Raw genomic sequence first — 23,598 nt, 5'->3', positions numbered from 1 at the left:
GATGCGGTCACGGGCGGCCTCACGAGACCCCCAGCTCGTCGATCAGGTCCAGCACCTCGTCGAGGCTCGCGTCGCCGAGGTCGACCTCGGCCGGCCGCTCGCCCGGATCGGCGCGCCCGGCCCGCCAGCGGTCCAGCAGCCGCCGCAGCCGTGCCTCGATCTCGGCCGCCTCCCCGTTCGCGGACGCGGCGGCGGCGCCGAGACCGGCCTCGATCCGGTCCAGGTCCGCCAGCAGCGCACCGGCCGGGCCGGCCCCGCCGAGCAGACCGGTCAGGTGCCGGGCCACCTCGGCGACGGTCGGGTAGTCGAAGATCAGCGTGCTGGGCAGCGCCAGACCGGTCGCCGTGCCGAGCCGGTCACGGAACTCGACGCCGGTCAGCGAGTCGAAGCCGATCTGCACGAAGCCGTTGTCGACCTCGACCACGGTGGGGTCCGGGTGGCCGAGCACGGCGGCGGCGATCGCGCGTACCTCCGCGATCAGCGCCTCCTCGCGGTCCCCGGCCGGCACGGCGGACAGCCGGTCCCGGACCGGCGCCTCCACCCGCACCGCGGCGGCCGCTTCGGTGCGGTCCCGCCAGGCGCGGACCTCTGGCAGGTCCGCGATCAGCGGGCTGGGCCGGGCGGCGGTGAAGCCCGGCGCGAACCGGTCCCAGTCCACGTCCGCGACCACGACGGTGGCCTCGCCGTGGTCGACGGCGGCCCGCAGCGCGGTGACGGCGGCCTCCGGTTCCAGCGCACGCATACCGCGCCGATGCAGTTGCCGCAGGTCGCCGGTCTCCCCCATGCCGCCGCCGTCCCAGAGTCCCCAGGCGACGGAGGTGGCGGCGAGCCCGAGCCGGCGCCGGTGCGCGGCCAGCCCGTCGAGGTAGGCGTTGGCCGACGCGTAGGCGGCCTGGTTCCCGCCGCCCCATACCGCCGCAGCGGACGAGAAGAGCACGAACGCGTCGAGATCGTCGGACGGGAACAGTTCGTGCAGGTTACGGGCGCCCTCCAACTTGGCCCGGGCGACGTCGGCGAGACCGGCCACGGTCAGCTCGTCCAGCGCACCGCGCCGGCCGTCCCCGGCCGCGTGCACGACCGCCCGGACCCGTTCACCCTTATCCGCGCAGTCACGCACCAGATCGGCGAGCGCGGCCCGGTCGGTGACGTCGCAGGCGGCCAGCGTCACCCGGGCGCCGGCGGCACGCAGGTCGGCGGCCAGGTCGGCGGCACCGGCGGCGGCCGGGCCCCGGCGGCTGACCAGCACCAGGTGCGCGGCGCCCTCGGCGGCGAGGCGGCGGGCGAGGTGGCCGCCGAGCGCGCCGGTGCCGCCGGTGACCAGCACCGTCCCACGCGGCCGCCACGGCCGGGCGGGCGACCGCTGCGGGAGCGGGGCACGGACCAGGCGCCGGGCGAGGACCCCGGACCGGATGGCCACCTGGTCCTCACCGCCGTCGGCCAGCAGCGGCGGGAGGGCGGCATACGCCTCCGACCCGGTTTCGGCCGGCAGGTCGATCAGCCCTCCCCATCGGGCCGGCAGTTCCAGGCCGGCGACGATGCCGAGACCCCAGACCGCGGCCTGGTCCGGGTCGGCCGGCGAATCCGCCGGGTGCACGTCGACCGCGCCCCGGGTCGCCGCCCACAGCCGCCCGGCGATCCCGCTCTCCGTCAGCCCCTGGATCAAGCTCAGCGTGGCCGCGACGCCGCCCGGCCCGCCGGCGGCCGCCAGCAGGGACAGCACCCCGGCCGGTACGGCGCCGAGCCGGCTCGCGGCCGCAGCCAGCGCACCCGCGACACCGGCCCGGTCGAGCCGGTGGGCGTCGAGCCGGAGCACCTCGACCGTGGCGCCGGCGGCCCGGATGGCTCGCACGATGCCGTCCGACGGGTCATCCGGGCTGGTCACCACGATCCACCCGCCGAGCGGCCCGGCCGGGGCCGGCACGGAGACCGGCGTCCAGTCGACGCGGTACCGCCAGCCGTCCGCCGCGCTGAGTGCCCGGCTCTCCCGGCGAAGCGCGGAGAGGGCGGGGAGCGCGTCCCGCAGCGGCGTCGCCGGGTCGGCACCGAGTGCGGAGAGCGCGTCCAGGTCACCGGAATCGACGGCCGCCCAGAACCGGCCGTCGACCGGATCGCCGGCGGGCGTGGCCGTGGCCGGCGGCGGATCGAGCCAGTACCGCTGCCGCTCGAACGGGTAGGTGGGCAGGTCGACGCGGCGCCCACCGGCGAAGACCCGGTCCCACCCGGCCGGGACCCCGGCGACGTGCAGCCGGCCGAGCGCCTCGGCGAGCGACGCGGTCTCCGGCCGGTCCCGGCGCACGGCGGCGACGACGGTGACCGGCTCACCGGCGGGCAGGCAGTCCGGCGCCATCGCGGTGAGGGCCGCGTCCGGGCCGACCTCGAGAAACGTACGGATGCCGTGCTCGTGCAGGGTTCGCACGCCGTCGTGGAAACGCACCGGCTGACGCACCTGGCGTGTCCAGTAGGCGGCCGACCGGATCTCTTCGCCCGCGATCCGCCCGGTGATGTCGGACACCACCGGGATCGACGGCTCCGCGTAGGACAGAGTCGCCGCGATCGACTCGAACTCGGCCAGCATGCCGTCCAGGTGCGGCGAGTGGAACGCGTGGCTGACCGTGAGCCCCCGGGTCTTGTGCCCGCGCGCGGCGAACATGCCGGCGACGGCCGCCACCGCCGCACGGTCGCCGGAGATCACCGTCGACGCCGGGCCGTTGACCGCGGCGATCGCCACGTCCCCGCCCACCTCGTCCAGCACGGCCCGTACGTCCGCCTCCGCCGCCCTGATCGACTCCATCGCACCGCCGGCCGGCATGGCCTGCATCAGCCGGGACCGCCCGCAGACCAGCGCGCTCGCGTCGGCCAGGGTGAGCACTCCGGCCGCGTGCACGGCGGCGATCTCCCCGATCGAGTGGCCGAGCAGCAGGTCCGGCCGCACGTCCCAGCTCTCCAGCAGCCGGAAGAGCGCGATCTCGAAGGCGAAGAGCGCCGGCTGCGTGTACGCGGTCTCGTTCAGCAGCGCGGCCTGCTCGGTACCCGGCGCGGCGGCCATCAGCTCCCGCACCGGCCGGTCGGCGTACCCGTCCAGGTGCGTGCAGACCTCGTCGAGCGCCTCCGCGAAACGCGGGTACGCCGAGGCCAGTTCCGTACCCATCCCCGGACGCTGGCTGCCCTGGCCGGTGAAGAGGAACGCCAGCCGGCCGCCGTGCGCACGTCCACGGGCCAGGCCCGGCGCGGCCCGGCCGGCGGTGAGCGCATCCAGCCCGGCGAGCAGGTCGGCGCGGCGGGCACCGGCGAGCGCGGCCCGGTACGGATGCGCGGCCCGAGTCGTCGCCAGCGACAGCCCGATGTCGGTGACCGACCCGGACCCCGCCTCGACGGCCGCGCGCAGCCGCCCTGCCTGCGCGGCCAGCGCCGCCTCGGTCCGGGCGGAGAGCAGCCACGGCACCGGCCGGTCCGCGTCGGCGGCCGGCCCCGACTCGTCCGGTGCTGGGACGCCCTCCAGCACCACGTGCGCGTTCGTGCCGCTGATGCCGAACGACGACACCCCGGATCGGCGCGGCCGGCCGGCCTCGGGCCACGGCACCGCGTCGACCGCCGGAGCGACCGCACCGGCCGTCCAGTCGATGTGCGGCGACGGCTCGTCGTCGACGTGCAGCGTGCGCGGGATCAGCCCGTGCCGCATGGCGAGCACCATCTTCATCACCCCGGCCGCGCCCGCCGCGGCGAGGGTGTGACCGATGTTCGACTTCACCGACCCGATCCAGAGCGGCTGGTCCGCCGGCCTGTCCTGTCCATACGTCGCGAGCAGCGCGTGCGCCTCGATCGGGTCGCCGAGCGTGGTGCCGGTGCCGTGCGCCTCCACGGCGTCCAGGTCCACCGTGGAGAGCCCGGCGTCGGCGAGCGCCTGCCGGATCACCCTCTGCTGCGCCGGCCCGCTGGGCGCGGTCAGCCCGTTGGACGCGCCGTCCTGGTTCACCGCGCTGCCCCGCACGACCGCGAGTACGGTGTGCCCGTTGCGCCGCGCGTCGGAGAGCCGTTCGAGGACGAACACGCCCGCGCCCTCCGCCATGCCGAAGCCGTCCGCCCGGGCGGAGAACGCCTTGCACCGGCCGTCGCGGGCCAGACCGCGCTGCCGGCTGAACGCCACGAACACCGCCGGGGTGGCCATCACGGTCACGCCGCCGGCCAGCGCGAGGTCACACTCGCCGCGCCGCAGTGCCTGTCCGGCCAGATGCAGCGCGACCAGCGACGACGAACAGGCGGTGTCGACGGTGACGGCCGGGCCTTCCAGGCCGAACGTGTAGGAGACGCGCCCGGAGATCACGCTCGCCCCGGTGCTGGTCGCGAGATAGCCCTCGTCCCCCTCCGGCACCTGCGCGGTGAGTGCCGCGTAGTCCTGTCCGCTGATGCCGGTGAACACGCCGGTCCGGCTACCGCGCAGCGTCCCGGGGTCGATGCCGGCGCGCTCGAACGCCTCCCAGGAGACCTCGAGCAGCAGCCGCTGCTGCGGGTCCATGACCGCGGCCTCGCGGGGCGCGATGCCGAAGAACGCCGGGTCGAACCCGGCCACGTCGCGGACGAAGCCGCCGTGCCGGGTGTAGCTGGTGCCGGTGTGCCCGGGGTCGGGATCGTAGAGCCCGCCGAGGTCCCAGCCCCGATCGGCGGGAAAGTCGCCGATCGCGTCGCCGCCCTCCTCCAGCAGCCGCCACAACGCCTCGGGACTGTCCACCCCGCCCGGGTAACGGCAGCTCATCGCCACGATCGCGATCGGCTCGTCGGTGGGGCGGGCGGCGGTCACCGGTACGGCCTCGGTGGTCTCCTCCGGCTCGCCGAACACGACCCGGCGCAGGTGCGCGGCGAGCGCCTCGACGGTCGGGTGGTCGAAGACCAGCGTGGCCGGCAGTGGGCTACCGACCGCTCGCTGTAGCCGGTTGCGCAGCTCCACGGCGGTCAGCGAGTCGAACCCGAGGTCCCGCAGCGCACGCCCGGTGTCGATCTCCGTGGCGCCGGCGTGGCCGAGCACTGCGGCCGCGTGGCCGGCGACCAGCGTGACGAGTTCACGCAGCCGGCCGGCGGCGTCCAGCCCGGCCAGGCGGCCGGCGAGCGGGCTCGCGTCGTCGGCGGCGGCCGGTCCGGCGAGCGCCGGGCGGGCACCGGACCGGACCAGGCCACGCAGGATCGCGGGCAGCGCTCCGGCATCCGCCTGTGCGCGCAGCGCGGCCCGGTCGAAGCGGACCGGCGCCAGCAGCGGCCGCCCGTCGGCAAGCGCGGCATCCAGCAGGTCCAGGCCCTCGTCGGCGGTGAGCGCGGAGGTGCCGCGCCGGGCCAGCCGGCTGACGCCGTCGTCACCCAGCGTCGCGGTGAGCGCACTGCGCTGCTCCCACAGACCCCAGGCCAGTGAGGTGCCGGGCAGGCCGCGCTGCCTGCGGTGGTGTGCGAGCGCGTCGAGGAAGGCGTTCGCGGCCGCGTAGTTGCCCTGGCCGGGACCGCCGACCAGGCCGGCGGCCGAGGAGTAGACGACGAACGCGGCGAGGTCCCGGTCGCGGGTCAGCTCGTGTAGGTGCAGCGCCGCGTCGAGCTTCGGCCGCAGGACAGCGTCGATCCGGTCGTCGGTGAGCGCGGTGAGCACGCCGTCGTCGAGCGTCCCGGCGGTGTGGATCACGCCGGTGAGCGGATGCCGCGCCGGGATGCCGTCGAGCACCCCGGCCAGCGCGGCGCGGTCGGCGGCGTCGCAGGCGGCGACCGTGACCTCCGCGCCGAGGGCCGTCAGGTCCGCGACCAGCCGGTCCGCGCCGGGCGCCTCGGGCCCGCCCCGACTGATCAACAGCAGATGGCGTACCCCGTGCGTGGTCACCAGGTGCCGGGCCGCGAGCGCGCCGAGGGTGCCGGTACCGCCGGTCACCAGCACCGTGCCGTCCGGCGCGAACCGGGGCGGGACGGCATCGGCGGCCACCGTGGCCGGCGCCAGCCGGGGTGCCCGCAGCACGCCCGCGCGTACGGCCGTCTGCGCCTCGCCGGAGGTGATCGCGGCCGGCAGGGCGGCGGCTGCGGACGGTTCGTCGTCGAGGTCGACCAGGACGAACCGGCCGGGATGCTCGGACTGCGCGGACCGGAGCAGGCCCCAGAGCGGCGCGTTGACCAGGTCGGTCACGTCGTCTGGTCCGGCGGCGACCGCGCCGCGGGTGACGACCGCGAGCCGGGTCCCGGTCAGGCGCGGGTCGGCCAGCCATTCCCGCAGCAGCCGTGCGGTGTCCCGGACCGCCCTGTGCGCCGATTCGAGGACGTCTCCGGCGACCGGCAGGCACGGCAGGACCGCCACCTCCGGCATCTCGCGGTACGCGGCGAGCGCTGCGACGTCCGGCACCACGGTCACCGGTACGCCCGCCGCCCGCAGCGCTGCGGCAAGGTCGCCGTCCGCGCCGAGCAGCGCCAATCGTCCGCGCAGCCCCGGCCCGGTGGCGACGGCGGGCCAGGCGACGTGGAACAGCGCGCCGGTCACCGAGGTACCGCCGGCCGGCCGCTCCCCCGGCGTGACCGTCTCGGCGGAGGCGACCTGCCGGCCGGCCGGATCGGTGAAGGTGACCCGGAAGCCGTCGTCGACCGGGGTGAACCGGGCGCGCAGCGTGGCGGCACCGGTCGCGTGGACCTGGAGGCCGCGCCACCGTACGGCCGGCGCGCCAGGCGCGACCGCGCTCAGGGCGGCGGCGGTCAACAGCGGATGCAGACCGAGGCGCGCGATCTCGCCGCGTGCCTCCTCGGGGAGCGTGACCTCGGCGAAGACCTCACCGTCCCGGATCCAGGCGGCGGCGAGCGACGGATCGGCGGTGAGCGACGGGTCGGCACCGTCGTCGTCCAGCGCCAGCGGGGATGCGCCGGCGGGCGGCCAGGGGCCGCTGTCAGTGCCGGCCGGTTCCGGTGCGGCGCCGGTGAGGGTGCCGGTGGCGTGCCGGGTCCAGTTGGGATCGCCGGGCAGCCGGGAGTGGACGCCGAGCGGCCGGTGACCGCGCTCGTCGGGTGCGCCCACCGTCACTTGCAGGTCGAGCGCACCGGTTCCGGGCAGTACCGGCATGCTCTCGACGGTCAACGTGTCGAGCCGGACGGCTCCGGCGCGGGCGCCCGCCTCGGCCGCGAGTTCCGGCAGGGCAGCGGCAAGCACCGCAGGCGTAGCGAGCCAGGGGTGGGTGTACGCGGAGACGTGGCCGGTCAGGACGAGTCCGTCGGTGCCGGCGAGTTCGACGACGGCGCCGAGCAGTGGATGACCGGCGTCCGTCAGGCCGAGCCCGGTGGGGTCGCCGGAACTCGGGCGCGGGTTCACCCAGTAGCGGGCGCGCTGGAAGGCGTAGGTCGGCAGGTCTACGAATCGCGGAGCGTGCCCAAACGCCGAGGTGAAGTCGACCGGCAGGCCGCGTGTCCACGCCTCACCAAGACTCAGATACAGCCGTTGCAGACCACCCTCATCCCGACGCAACGTCCCAACAACAAGGGCGGCGTCTTCGACGGTGTCCTCGATCGCGGTGGTCAGCACCGGATGCGCGGACACTTCCACGAATGCGTCCACGCCAGCGGCCACCAACGCCTGCACGGCAGTCGCGAAACCGACTGGTTGACGCAGATTCCGGTACCAGTAGTCGGCGTCGACGACGGTTTCGAACTGGCCGGTGACGGTGGAGAAGAACGGGACACCACCTGTCGTCGGGACGATCCCGGCCAGGGCGGCGCGCAGGTCCGTCTCGATCGTCTCCACGTCGACCGAATGGGAGGCGTAATCCACCGCGATCCGACGGGCACGAACTCCCGCCTCCTCACAACGGCTGAGGAGAGCGTCCAGCAGCCGGTCGTCACCGGCCACGACCAGGCTCGACGGGCCGTTCACCGCCGCCACCGACAGTCCGACCAGCCACGACTCCACCTCCTCGCGGGAAGCCGAGACCGACACCATCCCACCCCTGCCGGCCAGCTTCGACGCCACCAACGCCGAACGAGACGCGACTATCCGGGCACCGTCATCCAGGCTCAGCAGGCCCGCCACACACGCGGCGGCGACCTCACCCTGCGAATGACCCACCACCACCGACGGCTTCACACCAAACGACGACCACACCTCCGCCAGCGACACCATCACCGCCCACAACACCGGCTGCACCACATCAACCCGCCCCAACGCCACCTCGTCGCCGATCACCTCGGACAACCGCCAGTCCACAAACGGCGCCAACGCACGCTCACACTCGGCGAAACGGTCACGGAACACCGCAGACTGCGCCCGCAACTCCGACGCCATACCCACCCACTGCGAACCCTGACCCGGAAACACCAGAGCGACCCGACGCACCGCGCGGGTCGCGACGCCGTCGGCGACACCGACCGGCACGTCGCCGCCGGCCAGTCCGGTGAGTCCGGCGCGGAGTCCGGTGGCGTCTGCGGCGACCACGACGGCGCGGTGGTCGAGGGCGGCGCGGGCGGTGGCGAGCGTGTGGGCGGTACCCGCCAGGTCGGCGGGGAGGCCGTCGTGGAGGCGGGCGGCTTGACCGCGCAGCGCGTCGGCGGTGCGCGCGGAGAGAACGAACGGCAGGAGCGGGGGCGCCGGGACCGGCTGCGTCTCCGGCTGCACGGGCGCCTGTTCGAGGATGACGTGGGCATTGGTGCCACTGACGCCGAACGCGGAGACGCCGGCCCGTCGGGGCCGGCCGTCGCGCGGCCAGTCGCGCGGCTCGGTCAGCAACGCGACCTGCCCGGCAGTCCAGTCGACGTGTGGCGATGGCTCGTCAGCGTGCAGTGTGCGGGGCAGCCGCTCGTGCCGCATCGCCTGCACCATCTTGATCACACCGGCCATGCCGGCGGCAGCCTGGGTGTGACCGATGTTCGACTTCACCGAGCCGAGCCACACCGGACCGGCCGCGTCCCGGTCCTGGCCGTACGTGGCCAGCAGCGCCTGCGCCTCGATCGGATCACCCAACGTCGTGCCGGTGCCGTGCGCCTCGACGGCGTCCACGTCCGCAGTGGACAAGCCGGCATTTGCCAGCGCCGCTCGGATCACCCGCTCCTGGGAGGGCCCGTTCGGCGCCGTCAGGCCGTTGGACGCGCCGTCCTGGTTCACCGCGCTGCCGCGTACCAGGGCAAGGATCTTGTGGTTGTTACGGCGTGCGTCGGAGAGCCGTTCGAGCAGCAGCATGCCGACGCCCTCGGACATGCCGAACCCGTCCGCCGAGGCGGAGAACGCCTTGCAGCGGCCGTCCTCGGAGAGGCCACGCTGCCGGGAGAACGCGATGAGCCCGTCCGGTGTGGTCATGATCGAGGCGGCGCCCGCGAGGGCCATCGTGCACTCGCCCTGCCGCAGCGCCTGCGCGGCCAGATGCAGTGCCACCAGCGACGACGAGCACGCCGTGTCCACCGTGATCGCCGGACCCTCCAGACCGAACGTGTAGGAGATCCGGCCGGACACGACGCTGGCGGCGTTACCGGTCACGGCATAGCCCTCCAGCCCGTCCGGGGGCGGGGAGAACAGCGCCGCGTAGTCCTGGCCGTGGGTACCGACGAAGACCCCGATCCGGCGTCCACGCAGCCCGGCGGGGTCGAGCCCGGCCCGCTCGAACGTCTGCCAGGTGGTCTCCAGCAGCAGCCGCTGCTGCGGGTCCATCGCGGTGGCCTCGCGGGGCGAGATGCCGAACAGCGCCGCGTCGAAGTCCGCGACGCCGGAGAGGAAGCCACCACCACGGACGTAGAAGGTCCCGGGATGGTCCGGGTCCGGGTCGTAGAGCGCTGCGACGTCCCAGCCACGGTCGCCGGGCAGCGCCGAGATCGTTTCACCGCCGTCGTCGAGCAGCCGCCACAGCGCCTCCGGCGAGTCCACGTCTCCGGGAAAGCGGCAGCTCATGGCGACGATGGCGATCGGCTCGTCGGCGGGTACGGCAGGCTCCGGGTCCACCGCCCCGGCGCCGGTCGCGCCGCCGGACAGCTCCGCCGCGAGGAACGCGGTCAGGCCGTTCACGGTCGGGTAGTTGAAGACCAGGGTGGGGGGCAGCCGCAGACCGGTCGGGGTCGCCAGACGATTGCGCAGCTCGACTGCGGTCAGCGAGTCGAACCCCAGTTCCTTGAAGGTCCGGTCGGGGTCGAGGGTCTCCGCCGTCGCGTGGCCGAGGACAGCGGCGGTGCTGCTCAGGACGAGGTCGCGCAGAGCCCGCTCGCGGTCGGCCGCGGCCAGGCCGGAGAACCGGTCCGGAGCCGGCCGGGCGTCGGGATCGGCCGCGATCCGGCGTCGGGCCGGCGTGTGCACGAGGTCCCGCAGGATCGCCGGTACGGGTGCGTCCGCGCGGCCCAGCCCCGCCAGCTCCAGCCGGGCCGGGACCAGCGCCGGTACGCCGGCCGTCAGCGCCGCGTCGAGGAGCGCGAGACCGTCCTCGCTCGACAGGGCCGCCGTACCGCTCCGAGCCATCCGCCGCAGGTCGGACTCGCCGAGCCGGCCGCCCATGCCACCGCTCTCCGCCCACAGCCCCCAGGCCAGGGACGTCGCGGGCCGGCCGGCGTCGCGCAGCCGCTCGGCGAGGGCGTCCAGGTAGGCGTTGGCGGCGGCGTAGTTGCCCTGCCCCGGCGCCCCGAACGTGGTCGCGGCCGACGAGAAGAGCACGAACGCCGCCAGGTCCTGGTCGCGGGTCAGCTCGTCCAGGTACCTCGCGCCGTCCGCCTTGGGCCGCAGCACCGCGTCGACCGACTCCGGGCTGAGCGAACCGATCAGGCCGTCCGCGACGACCCCGGCCGTGTGGATCACGGCGGTCAGCGGGTGCGCCGCAGGCACCTCGGCGAGCAGCCGGGCGACGGCCGTCCGGTCGCCCAGGTCGCAGGTCGCACCGGTCACCGACGCGCCGAGCGCCGCCAGGTCCGCCAGCAGCCCGGCGTCCGCGCCGGACCGGCTGACCAGCAGCAGGTGCCGCACGCCGTGCGCGGTGACGAGGTGCCGGGCCACCAGCCGGCCGAGGCCGCCGGTCGCCCCGGTGACCAGTACGGTGCCGTCCGGGTCGAGAGGAGCCGATCCGGTGCCGGCGGGCGCCCGGCGCAACCGCGCCGCGAACGACCGGCCGGATCGGATCGCCACCTGCGGTTCGCCGGCGGTCAGGACCGAGCCGAGCACGCGTGCGGAGTCCGGGTCCGGGCCCAGGTCGGCCAGCACGATCCGGCCCGGATGCTCGGACTGGGCGGAACGGACCAGTCCCCACAGCGCGGCGTGCACCGGGTCGGGGGCGGGCTCGTCCGGCTGGACACGGACCGCGCCCCGGGTGAGCACCAGCAACCGCGCGTCGTCGCTCTCCGCGCCGGACAGCCAGGAGCGCAGCAACTCCAGCGTCCCGGTGAGCGCGGTACGCAGGTCTGCGCCGTCGTCGCCGGTGCGGGGAAAGGACAGGGGTGCGACGGTGACCGTGTCCGCTCCCCCGGACGTCGGTACGGGCAGGGCGGCGGTGAGACCGGCCGGGTCGGTGCCGGCCAACGTCCAGCGCAACGGTCCGGGCTGTGCCGGCATCGGCACCCAGTCGACCCGGTAGAGCGCGCCGGCAGGGCCTCGGCGGGCGGCGCGGAGGTCGTCCGCCGAGGCCGGGCGAACGGCGATCGTCTCGGCGGTGAGGACGGGCCGGCCTGTGGCGTCGGTGGCCGAGAGCGCGACGCTGCCGGGGCCGGCCGGTGACAGCCGGACTCGCAGCGCGGTGGCGCCGGCGGCGTGCAGGCGGGCGCCGGTCCAGGCGAAGGCGAGCCGGCCGCCGCCGGTCGCACCGGGCAGCAGCGCCATCGGGTGCAGGGCGGCGTCGAGCAGGGCGGGGTGCAGGCCGTAGCCGGGCGCGTCGGCGCGCTCCGGGCCGGGGAGGGTCACCTCGGCATGTACGTCGTCGCCGAGGCGCCAGGCGCGGTGCAGCCCGTGGAAGGCAGGGCCGTACCCGAACCCGTCGGCGGCGATCCGGTCGTAGAACCCGGTCAGGTCCACGGGTACGGCGCCGGCCGGCGGCCAGGGCCCGGCGTCGTCCGTGGGTGTCGCCACGGGACCGGTGGTGAGCGTGCCGGCGGCGTGCCGAGTCCAGGCGGGATCGGTGGCGAGCCGTGAGTGGACGGTCACCGGCCGGTCACCCCGGTTGCCGGGCGGACCGACGGTGACCTGCACGTCGACCAGTTCGTCGGCGGGCAGGATCAGCGGTGTCTCGAACGTCAGCTCGTCGAGCAGGTCGCAGCCGACGTGGTCACCGGCCCGGATAGCCAGCTCGACGAAGCCGGTCCCGGGCAGCAGGACGGAACCGAGCACGGTGTGGTCGGCGAGCCAGGGGTGGGTGTGCAGGCCGATCCTGCCGGTCAGCACCACACCGTCACCATCGGCCAGCGGGACGGCGGCGCCGAGCAGCGGGTGCCCGGCGGCGGTCAGGCCCAGCGTCGCCGGATCACCACCGTGCGTCGGTGTGGGATCGAGCCAGAAACGCTCTCGTTGGAAGGCGTAGGTCGGCAGGTCCACCAGTTGCGGGTTGTTCCCGAATGCCGGGGTGAAGTCGACCGGCAGGCCACGTGTCCACGCCTCACCAAGACTCAGATACAGCCGTTGCAGACCACCCTCATCCCGACGCAACGTCCCGACGACAACGGCGGCGTCTTCGACGGTGTCCTCGATCGCGGTGGTCAACACCGGATGCGCGGACACTTCCACGAATGCGTCCACGCCATCGGCCACTAACGCCTGCACGGCAGTCGCGAAACCGACTGGTTGACGCAGATTCCGGTACCAGTAGTCCGCGTCAACCACCGACTCGAACCGGCCAGTGACGGTGGAGAAGAACGGGACACCACCTGTCGTCGGGACGATCCCGGCCAGGGCGGCGCGCAGGTCTGTTTCGATCGTCTCCACGTCGACCGAATGGGAGGCGTAGTCCACCGCGATCCGACGGGCACGAACTCCCGCCTCCTCACAACGGCTGAGGAGAGCGTCCAGCAGCCGGTCGTCACCGGCCACGACCAGGCTCGACGGGCCGTTCACCGCCGCCACCGACAGTCCGACCAGCCACGACTCCACCTCCTCGCGGGAAGCCGAGACCGACACCATCCCACCCCTGCCGGCCAGCTTCGACGCCACCAACGCCGAACGAGACGCGACTATCCGGGCACCGTCATCCAGGCTCAGCAGGCCCGCCACACACGCGGCGGCGACCTCACCCTGCGAATGACCCACCACCACCGACGGCTTCACACCGAACGACGACCACACCTCCGCCAGCGACACCATCACCGCCCACAACACCGGCTGCACCACATCAACCCGCCCCAACGCCACCTCGTCGTCGACCACCTCAGACAACCGCCAGTCCACAAACGGCGCCAACGCACGCTCACACTCGGCGAAACGGTCACGGAACACCGCAGACTGCGCCCGCAACTCCGACGCCATACCCACCCACTGCGAACCCTGACCCGGAAACACAAAAGCGACCCGAGACGCCTCCCCCACAGCAACACCCTCAACCACACCCGCACCCGGCTCCCCCACCGCAAGCGCGCCCAGCGCGGCACGCAACACGGTCGGATCGGCAGTCACCGCGACCGCCCGCCGCTCCAACGCCGCCCGGGCGTTGAACAGGGAGTGGGCGGTGCCGGACAGGTCATCGGGGAGCGCGTCACTCAGCCGGGCCGCCTGCGCGCGCAGCGCCTCCGGCGATCGGCCGGAAAGCACGAACGGCAGCACCGTCGGCGGCAACTGCGCGGGCGCCGGGTCGGCGGCGGGCACCGCTTCGAGGATGACGTGCGCGTTCGTGCCACTCACGCCGAACGAGGACACCGCCGCCCGACGCGGCCGGTCCGCCGCCTCGGGCCAGTCGCGGGCCTCGGTCAGCAGCGCCACCGCTCCGGACGCCCAGTCCACCTTGGACGACGACTGGTCCACATGCAGCGTGCGGGGCAGCACCCCGTGCCGCATCGCCTGCACCATCTTGATCACACCGGCCACACCGGCCGCAGCCTGCGTATGACCGATGTTCGACTTCAGCGACCCCAGCCAGAGCGGGCCCGCCTCGCCACGCTGCTGACCGTACGTGGCCAGCAACGCCTGCGCCTCGATCGGATCGCCCAACGTCGTGCCGGTACCGTGCGCCTCGACCGCGTCCACGTCCGCAGTGGACAAGCCGGCATTTGCCAGGGCGGCTCGGATCACCCGCTGCTGTGAGGGGCCGTTCGGCGCTGTCAGGCCGTTGGAGGCGCCGTCCTGGTTGACCGCGCTGCCGCGTACCAAGGCAAGGATCTTGTGGTTGTTGCGGCGTGCGTCGGAGAGGCGCTCCAGCAGTAGTAGTGCCACGCCTTCGCCCCAGCCGGTGCCGTCCGCCGCGTCCGCGAACGACTTGCACCGCCCGTCCGGAGCCAGCCCACGCTGCCGGGAGAACTCGACGAAGACGGCGGGGGTTGCCATCACGGCCACGCCGCCGGCCAGCGCGAGCGTGCACTCGCCCTGCCGGAGGGACTGGGCGGCCAGGTGCAGCGCGACCAGTGAGGAGGAACAGGCGGTGTCGATGGTGACGGCGGGGCCTTCGAAGCCGAGGGTGTAGGCGACCCGGCCGGACGCGACACTTCCCGCGGCTCCGGTGCCCCGGTAACCCTCGATCCCCTCCGGAAGCTCCCCGGCACCGGTGCCGTAGTCGTGGAACATGACGCCTGCGAAGACGCCGGTACGGCTGCCGCGCAGGGTGGTGACGTCCAGGCCGGCGTGCTCGACGGCCTCCCACGACGCTTCCAGCAGCAGCCGTTGCTGTGGGTCCATGGCCAGCGCCTCACGTGGTGAGATGCCGAAGAAGGCCGCGTCGAAGCCGGCGACGTCGTCCAGGAAACCGCCGCGCGAGGCGTAGGAGGTGCCGGGATGGTCCGGATCGGGGTGGAAGAGCCCGCCGAGGTCCCAGCCGCGATCGGACGGGAAGTCACCGGTCGCGTCCCGGCCGTCGGCGAGAAGCCGCCAGAGCGCGTCCGGCGACGTGACGCCGCCCGGCAGCCGGCAGCTCATGCCCACGATCGCGATCGGCTCGTCAGTGCGGTCCGGCCGCTCGTCCTCGGCTGCGGGCCGTACGGCTGCGGGCCGCTCGTCGCCGTCGAACCGGAGCCGGATCTCCTCGGCCAGCACCGCGGACGTCGGATGGTCGAAGGCGGCGGTCGCCGGGAGCGCGACGCCGGTCGCGGCGCTCAACCGGACGCACAGGAGTACCGCGGTCCGCGAGTCCAGGCCGAGCGCTTTGAAGGGCACGTCGGTGCCGACCGAGGAGGCGCCCGGCAGCCCGGCCACCGCGGCGGCCTCCGCGCGCACCAGAGCGGTCAGGATCCGCCGCCGGTCGTCCGGCGACGACCGGCGCAGGCGTGCCCGCAGGGCGGCGTCGTCGGTCGCCGCCCGTGGCTGCGGCCGCAGCTCACGCAGCAGTGCTGCGGTGGGGTCCCGGTCGATCAGCGCGTCGGCTTCCTCGGCGACCAGCACCGGCGTGCCGTCCGCGAGGGCGGCGTCGAACCGGTCGAGGAAGGCGCGGCCGGAATCGCCCGGCCGACGCATCACCGCGAGCCCGGGGTGGCCCTGTGCCCGGCGATGCCGCGCGAGTACGCCGAGCAGCCCGGCGGAGGCGGCGAGGTGGGCGTCGGGCTCGCCCAGGGCCGCGTCGAAGCCGGAGACGAGCACGAACGCGGCCAGCGGCAGGGTACGGGTGAGCTGGTGCAGCGCCAGCGCGGCGGTGTGCGCGTCGTCTCCAGGCGGCACGGCGGAGACGACGATGCTCAGTGGACGTCCGGCCGGCAGCGCCGCGAGGACGCTGGTTAGCGCGTCCGGGCCGGTCGGGTCGTCCCGGGTGACCGTGCTGGTGGCGTCGAGCGTGGCGAGTGCGGTGCCGAGCGCCTCCGTCACCGCCGGTTCGGCGTCGGGGTCGACGACGGTTACGTGCCGGATGCCGTAGGCGCCCGCGAGGTGCCGGGCCAGTACGCCGGCCTCACCGGCGGCCGGTCCGACGATCAGGGCGGTGCCGTCCGGGCCGGACTCGACCACGTCGTGGACATGTCGCAGACGGTCCCGCTCGGCACGCGGTTCTCGATCGCGGAACTCGGACGACTGCGGCGCAGCGGGGGCCTCAGACGGCTGCGGCGCTCCGGGGACCTCAGACGACTGCGACGCACCGGGGGCCTCGGATGACTGCCGCGCACCGGGGGGCCCAGACGACTCCGGTGCGCCGGGGGCACGGTGCAGGCGTGGTGCCAGCAGTTGCCCGTCGCGGACGGCGAGCCGCGGCTCCCCGGTGGCGGCGCAGGCGGCGAAGAGCGCGGCGGTCGGCGGTGTGTCGTCGAGGTCGATCAGGACCGGCCCGCCGTCCGGGACGGCGGACCAGGTGAGCGCCGGCATCAGTCCCGCGACGTCGTCGCCGGGGGCGGCGAAGACCGCGCGCCGGGTGACCACGGCCGGGCGGGCGGCGGAGAGCGGGCCGTCCACCGGCCACGACGCGGCGAAGCCGGTGGCCCAGGCAGCCGCAGCGGGCACCGCACCGGCGAAGTCGCCGCTGCCGACGGTGTCGGTCAGCAGCGGCGCGAGCACGAGGTCCGGGGCCGGCGTCCCGCCGTCGACCGCCGCGCGCAGCGCCGCCAGGTCCGGATATGAGACGGCGCCGTCGATCGACGCGGGTACGCCGTCGACGGACCAGGTGCCGAGCACGGCCACCCGGATCGGCGCGGCCGGTCGCGGCTCGGGCACCGGTGACCAGTCGGACCGCAACAGCGCCGGGTGGCCGGCGGTCCGGACGGCGAGCAGCCGTGCGGGCCGCTCGCGCAGCAGGTGACGCCGGATCTTCCCGGATCCGGTGCGGGGTACGGCCGCCGTCCGGTAGATCCGCTCCGGCACCTTCGCCGGCGCCAGCGCGTCCCGGGCGGCGGCGAGCAGTGCGGCCGGGCTCGGGTCCGCGTCCGGCGCGGCGACCACGTACGCCACCGGCACCTCACCGAGCACCGGGTCCGGCTCGCCGGCGACGGCGACGTCTACGACGCCGTCGACGCCGCGCAGCGCCTCCTCGATCTCCGCCGGGTGGATGTTCTCGCCGGCCCGGATGATCAGCTCCTTGAGCCGGCCGGTGATCGTGAGGTACCCGTCGTCGTCGCGGCGGGCCAGGTCGCCGGTCCGGTACCAGCCGTCCGGCAGCGCCGCGGCGGTTTCGGCGGGCCGCTCGTGGTAGCCGATCATCAGGCTCGGGCCGCTGACCCAGACCTCGCCCTCGGCGCCGTCGGGGACGTCGTGCCCGGTCTCCGCGTCGACCAGGCGCAGCGAGAGCCCGGGTACGGCCGGGCCGCAGGAGCCGGGGACGTACCGGCCGCCGGGCCGGTTCATGGTGATCGCGCCGCAGGTCTCCGTGCTGCCGTAGCTGTCGACCAGCGACACGCCGAGCACCCGGCCGACCTCGTCACGCAGCGCCGCCGAGGCCACCGCGCCGGTGCAGAGCGCGGCGCGCAGCCGCAGCTCCGGCCCGCCCCGCTCGCTCTGCCCGCCCCGTTCAACCTGCCCGCTCTGCCCGCCCCGTTCAACCTGCTCGCTCTGCTCGACCTGCTCGCTCTGCTCGACCTGCTCGCTCTGCCTGACCTGCTCGCTCTGCTCGCCGACCTTGCGCAGCAGGTGGTGGTACATGGTCGGCACACCGACGAGCATCGTGTAGGGGCGGGCGCGCAGCTCGGCGAGTACTTCGCCGGCCTCGAAGCCGTCCATGATCCGGGCGGTGGCGCCGGTGGCGGTCACGCCGAGCACGCAGAGGATGTGCGCCAGGCTGTGGAACATCGGCAGCGGCCAGAGCAGCTCGTCGTCGGCGGACAGGCCGAGGATCGGGGCATAGCAGGAGGCGACCGACCACAGGCACGACCGCTGTGTGGAGAGCACGCCCTTGGGCAGGCCGGTGGTGCCGGAGGTGTAGAGCATCCAGGAGACGTCGTCCAGGCCGAGGCTGTCCGGCGCGGGAACCGGCGGGACGGTCTCCGCCCACTCCTCGAACGAGAAGTCGCCGCCGTCGCCGTCCCCGGTCACCACGAGCAGGACGCCGGGCGGGCAGACCCGGCGGGCCTGCGCGGCATGCGGCCGGTCGGTCACCACGACGCGTGCCCCGCTGTCGCGCAGCACGTGCGTCAGCTCGGCGTCGGCGGACCTCGGATCGACCGGTACGCCCACGCCCGCCGCCCGGGTGACCGCGAGGTACGCCTCGACCACCTCGACGCCGTTGTTGAGCAGCAGCACCACCCGGTCCCCGGACCCGAGCACCCCGGCGAGATGTCCCGCCAGCCGGCCGGTCCGCCGGTACAGGCCGGCATAGGTCACCGCGCGCCGGGCGTCGTGGAAGGCGATCTTGGCGCCGTACCGCTCGGCCTGGGCCGCGAGCAGCTCGGGAAGGGGCCGGATCAGCTCGGAACGCTGCATGTCACCGTCTCCTCGACCATGGCGGGTGTGACGGGCGCCCGGCCCGTACGTCGCCGGTGCGTTTCACCGATGTCGCCGGGATGTCACAGACCCGTCCACGCTCGGCGGAATTGCGCGCGGAACACCCCGTTCTGCGCCGAACGCTATTGACCGCCGCCGCCGCGAGACACCCCTATCCGCCCCTAACCAGTCACCCCTAACGAGCGCTCAGGACAGTTATTCACGGGCGAGAGGATAGCCGTTCTCGGGACCGGCTGCGTACTGTCCGATCGTCGGGCAATGAAATGGTGACGTTCCTTGGCGACCTGTGACGGAGCAACGATGACGACACTCATGCAGCGCACCGGTCTGCTGGACGAGCGCTCTGCGGCCGCCACCCGGATGGCCGGCTCCGCAGCCCGGATCGTCGGCGTGGGCACCGCGGTTCCCGGCGCCGGCTACTCGCAGCGGGAACTGCTGGACATCCTGCGGGTCGACGATCCGCGCATCCGCAACCTGTTCCTCAACAGCGCCATCGACCGGCGGTTCCTGGTGCTGCCGCCGGAGCAGGAGGACGGCCGGCGCGCGCCGGAGAGTCAGGCCGACCTGCTGGCCAAACACCGGGCGACCGGCCTGGACATGGGCGTACGCGCCCTACAGGCGACCCTGAAGCGGGCCGACGCCGACCTGTCCGATGTGCGATACCTCTGCTGCGTCACCTCGACCGGGTTCATGACGCCGGGCTTCAGCGCGCTGCTGATCCGCGAACTCGGGCTCGGGCGGCACTGCGGCCGGCTGGACGTCGTCGGCATGGGCTGCAACGCGGGTCTGAACAGCCTCACCGCGGTCGCCGGCTGGGCGGCCGCCCACCCGGACCAGTTGGCCGTGATGCTGTGCGTGGAGGCCTGCTCGTCCGCGTACGTCTTCGACGGCACGATGCGTACGGCCGTGGTGAACAGCCTTTTCGGTGACGGTTCCGCCGGCGTGGCACTGCTCGCCGGAGAGAGCGGCGAGGAACGCGGGCCGCAGATCCTCAAATTCTCTAGCTGCATCATTCCCGAGGCAGTCGACGCAATGCGTTACGACTGGGATTCCAACGAGGGAAAATTCAGTTTCTTCCTGGACCGTGACGTTCCCTACGTCGTCGGCGCGCACGTGGAAACGATCATCGGCCGTCTCCTGTCCGACACCGGCCTGCGGCGCGGCGACATCGCGCACTGGCTGGTCCACTCCGGCGGGAAGAAGGTCATCGACTCGGTGATGGTCAATCTCGGCCTCACCCGCCACGACGTGCGCCACACCACCGGCGTGCTCCGCGACTACGGCAACCTGTCCAGCGGGTCCTTCCTCTTCTCCTACGAACGGCTGCTCGAGGAGAACGTGGTCCGCCCCGGCGACCACGGCGTGATGATGACCATGGGCCCCGGGTCGACCATCGAGACGGCCCTCGTCCGCTTCTGACGCGGCGGCTGCACCCCGGAAGAGAGGCAGAGCACATTGTCTGGCAGTGACATGGCGTCCCCCGTCGGCGCCGGCACCGATCCGTACCTGCGCGTCGACGGTGCCGAACCGCTCTCCCCGGAGCTGGTGGCCCGGGTGGAAACGCTCAGCGAGCGTGCCGAGCAGGCACCGCCCGGATCCATCGTCGTGCTGCACCTGACCGGCGCCGACACGGATCCACAGTGGCCGGGCGCGACCGGCGTGCACCTGGTGAACAAGTGGGAACGCGCGCTGCGCCGCCTGGAGCGGCTCACCGTGGCGACCATCGCGATCGCCCAGGGCAACTGCGGCGGGCCCGCCGCCGAGGCGCTGCTCTCGACCGACTACCGGCTCGCCACCCCGGACCTGCGGCTGCGCATCCCGGCCCGGCACGGCGCCGTCTGGCCGGGCATGATCCTGCACCGGCTGGCCAACCAGATCGGCGTCGCCCGGGTACGCCAGATGGCGCTCTTCGGCGCGGACCTGACCGCCGAGGAGGTCATGCGGCTCAGCCTGGTCGACGGCATCGTCGACGACCCGGCCGAAGCCGTCACGGTCGCCCGAGGCGTGGTCGGCGGCGCGGCCGGCTCCGAGTTGGCCATCCGGCGCCGCCTGCTGCTGGAGGCGACCGCCAACTCCTTCGAGGAGGCGCTCGGCACGCACCTGGCCGCCTGCGACCGCGCCCTCCGCAAGAGCGCCGACGCGGCCGCCGGATGACCGCGCCCGAGGCGGTCGCCACGGCCCCGGTACTCTCGCCGCCGGAGCTGACCGGCCATGATCTGCGCCGGGACGCTGCGGCGCTGGCCCGATTCGTCGACGCCGGTCGCGCGTCGCTGGCTCCGCTGCCGGAGCCGGTGGACCGCTCACCCGGAGAGCGTGAGCTGGTCCGGGCGGCCCACGCGGCCGGCAACGCGCTGCGTACCCGCTTCCTGCGCGCCCACATCGGCGCCGTCTACGCCGAGCTGACCGACGGCCGGTCCCGGCGACACCGTCTCGACGACCTGCTCCCCGCCGCAGCCGAGATCTTTCCCGGCCTGGTGCCGTCCGCCGCCGAACTGGCCGCGGACCGCTCCCGCACGCAGTCCGAGAAGGACGGTCACGAGATCGGCCAGGGGCTGTTCGCCGGCGCAGTGCTGGGCGATCGGGAGGCCGGTGCGCACCTGCTGGAGAGCATGCTGCACCCGACCCGCCGCGCCGAGGAGTTGCTGCCGGAGTTCCGCCGCACCGGCACGCTGGAGCTGGGCGCCGTGCGGATCGCCCGCCGGGGCAGCGCCGCCGAGCTGACCATGTGCCGGGGAGACAACCTCAACGCCGAGGACGCGGAGCAGGTCGAGGACCTGGAGACAGCGGTCGACCTGGCGCTGCTCGACCCCGAGGTCCGGGTCGGCCTGCTGCGCGGCGGGACGATGACCCACCCCCGCTACCGGGGCCGCCGCGTGTTCAGCGCCGGCATCAACCTCAAACGGCTGCACGCCGGCGAGATCCCGTTGGTCGGCTTCCTGCTGCGCCGGGAGATCGGCTACATCCAGAAGCTGGTACGCGGCCTGCGTACCGGCGACGGACCGGCGGACACGGTCACGAAGCCGTGGGTGGCCGCTGTCGACACGTTCGCGATCGGCGGCGGCGCCCAGTTGCTGCTCGTGTTCGACCAGGTGATCGCGGCCGCCGACGCGTACCTCTCGCTCCCGGCCGCCCAGGAGGGGATCGTGCCCGGCGCCGCCAACTTCCGCCTCGGCCGGGTCGCCGGCGCCAGGACCGCCCGCCAGGTCATTCTGCGCGGGCGCCGGATCCACGCGTCCGAGCCCGAGGCGCGGCTCCTGATCGACGACGTGGTGCCGCCGGACGAGGTGGACGCCGCCGTGGACGACGCACTGCACCGGCTGGACGCACCCGCCGTGGTCGCCAACCGCCACATGCTGAACCTGGCCGAGGAACCGCCGGACGCGTTCCGCGGCTACATGGCGGAATTCGCCGTCCAGCAGGCGATGCGGCTCTACAGCCAGGACGTCATCGCCAAGATCGGCTCCTGGGTGGGCCGCGGTGCCTAGCCGGATGCGGCCGGCGGACGCGATGCTGGCGATCCTGCGCGACGAGGGCGTACGCACCGTGTTCGGCAACCCCGGCACCACCGAGCTGCCGTTCCTCGACGCGCTCGTCGACGCGCCGGACCTCGATTTCGTGCTCGGCGTGCACGAGGGCTCCGTGGTCGCGATGGCCGACGGCTACGCCCGGGCCACCGGCCGGTGCGCCTTCGTCAGCCTGCACGTCGCGGCCGGCCTGGCGAACGGGCTCGTCGGCCTGCTCAACGCCTCCCGGTCCCGCACCCCGATGGTGGTGACCGCCGGCCAGCAGGACCGGCGCCACCTCGTGCACGACCCGATGCTCTCCGGCGACCTGGGCGGCCTGGCCCGGGCCGCCGTCAAACACGTCTTCGAGGTCCACCACGCCCACGACCTGCCGATCCTGCTCCGCCGCGCGTTCGCGCTGGCGGTGCAGCCACCGGCCGGGCCGGTCTTCCTCTCCATCCCGATGGACCTCCTCGCCGAGGAGGAACCCGTCGAGCTGCTCGGCCGGTCGGCGCTGGCCCCGGCCGGCGCCCCGGACCGGCTGGACGACGCGGTGCGGATCCTCGCCGGCGCCGCCGCACCGGCCGTGGTCGCCGGCGACGGGGTCGGCCGGGACGGCGCGGTCACCGAGCTGGTGGCGGTCGCCGAGGCGCTCGGCGCCACCGTCTACCACCAGCCGATGCACGACGGCGTCGACTTTCCCGGCTCGCACCCGCTGCACGCCGGCATGCTCGCGCCGACGTACGCGGCCATCCGCGACCGCCTCGCCCCGCACGACGTGGTCTTCGTCGTCGGCTGCCACGCCTTCATGGCCCACCACTACACGCCCGGCTCCCCCATCCCGCCCGGCACCACGGTGGTCCAGTTGGACTCGGACCCGGCCGAGGTCGGCCGGAACTTCACCGTCGCGGCCGGACTGACCGGCGGCCTGCGCCCGACCCTGGCCGCGCTCGCCGCCGAGCTGACCGGCCGCGTCCCGCAGGCGGCGTCCCGGATTGCGGCGGCGACCGACCGGTCCCGCGCCGAGCGGGTACGCGTCGAACGGGCCGCCCGGCAGTCCTACGGGCGCACCCCGATGGAACCGCTGGCCGCGGTGCACGCCGTCGCCACCGGGCTGCCGGACGACGCGGTGGTCGTGGAGGAGGCGATCACCTCCGGGCTGCTGCTCCGCTCGGTGCTGCGCCTGGACCGGCCGCGCTCCTACGTGCACACGGTCGGCGGCGGTCTCGGGTCCGGGATCGGCGCGGCGATCGGCAGCCGGATGGGCGACCCGGAGCGGCCCGTCGTGGCGGTGCTCGGCGACGGCTGCACGATGTTCGGCCTGCAAGGACTCTGGTCGGCGGCGCGCTACGGCGTACCGGTGACGTTCGTGGTGATGAACAACGGCGAATACCGGACGCTCAAGGAGACCCTCGACTCGTGGGGCAGCCGGGCGACGGCCGCGGGCCGGTACCCGGGGCTCGATCTGGCGCCGCCACGGCTGGACTTCACCCGGGCGGCGGAGTTCTTCGGCGTACCGGCGGTGACCGCGCGCGACGAGGCGCACCTGACCGAGCTGGTGGCCAAGGGCGCCGGAGCGGACGGACCGCTGCTGGTGGACGTCCCGGTCCGGGGGCACGGCACGGCCTCCGGCGCCGGCTGAGGCGAAGGAGACACGACGCG

5 protein-coding genes are annotated in these 23,598 nt (G+C 74.4%); 4 read left to right on the top strand and 1 reads right to left on the bottom strand.

What is annotated here, in order from left to right; translation table 11 throughout:
- Positions 1–19: 19 nt before the first annotated feature.
- A complete protein-coding gene (locus tag O7629_RS10245; protein WP_278168857.1) occupies positions 20–18,412 on the bottom strand; it encodes a type I polyketide synthase in 18,393 nt (6,130 codons plus the stop codon).
- Positions 18,413–18,733: 321 nt separating this feature from the next.
- On the opposite strand from O7629_RS10245, the gene dpgA reads away from it, so the two are divergent.
- The 4 genes from dpgA to O7629_RS10225 are packed head-to-tail and all read left to right on the top strand — an operon-like array spanning position 18,734 to position 23,578.
- Positions 18,734–19,852: a 3,5-dihydroxyphenylacetyl-CoA synthase DpgA gene (dpgA, locus tag O7629_RS10240; RefSeq protein ID WP_278168856.1), complete on the top strand. Its 1,119-nt coding sequence runs from the start codon at positions 18,734–18,736 to the stop codon at positions 19,850–19,852.
- A gap of 51 nt (positions 19,853–19,903) precedes the next feature.
- Complete coding sequence (gene dpgB, locus O7629_RS10235; protein WP_278168855.1) at positions 19,904–20,587, top strand: enoyl-CoA-hydratase DpgB; 684 nt, start codon at positions 19,904–19,906, stop codon at positions 20,585–20,587.
- Positions 20,584–21,918 carry a (3,5-dihydroxyphenyl)acetyl-CoA 1,2-dioxygenase DpgC gene (dpgC, locus tag O7629_RS10230; RefSeq protein ID WP_278168854.1) on the top strand — a complete coding sequence of 445 codons (1,335 nt, stop codon included), beginning with the start codon at positions 20,584–20,586 and terminating at the stop codon, positions 21,916–21,918. The genes dpgB and dpgC overlap by 4 nt, the downstream gene beginning before the upstream one ends.
- Positions 21,911–23,578: a thiamine pyrophosphate-binding protein gene (locus O7629_RS10225; RefSeq protein WP_278168853.1), complete on the top strand. Its 1,668-nt coding sequence runs from the start codon at positions 21,911–21,913 to the stop codon at positions 23,576–23,578. The genes dpgC and O7629_RS10225 overlap by 8 nt, the downstream gene beginning before the upstream one ends.
- The last annotated feature ends 20 nt before the right edge of the window (positions 23,579–23,598 follow it).

Origin of the sequence: Solwaraspora sp. WMMD792, assembly GCF_029626105.1 — a bacterium.
GTDB lineage: Bacteria > Actinomycetota > Actinomycetes > Mycobacteriales > Micromonosporaceae > Micromonospora_E.
The sequence above is the reverse complement of the archived record's forward strand: the minus strand, read 5'-3'. Positions and strand labels throughout refer to the sequence as shown.

Bases quoted from the DNA above. Each gene is read 5' to 3' on its own strand.
- O7629_RS10245 (WP_278168857.1), bottom strand. From the start codon at position 18,412: ATGCAGCGTTCCGAGCTGATCCGGCCCCTTCCCGAGCTGCTCGCGGCC.
- dpgA (WP_278168856.1), top strand. From the start codon at position 18,734: ATGACGACACTCATGCAGCGCACCGGTCTGCTGGACGAGCGCTCTGCG.
- dpgB (WP_278168855.1), top strand. From the start codon at position 19,904: ATGGCGTCCCCCGTCGGCGCCGGCACCGATCCGTACCTGCGCGTCGAC.
- dpgC (WP_278168854.1), top strand. From the start codon at position 20,584: ATGACCGCGCCCGAGGCGGTCGCCACGGCCCCGGTACTCTCGCCGCCG.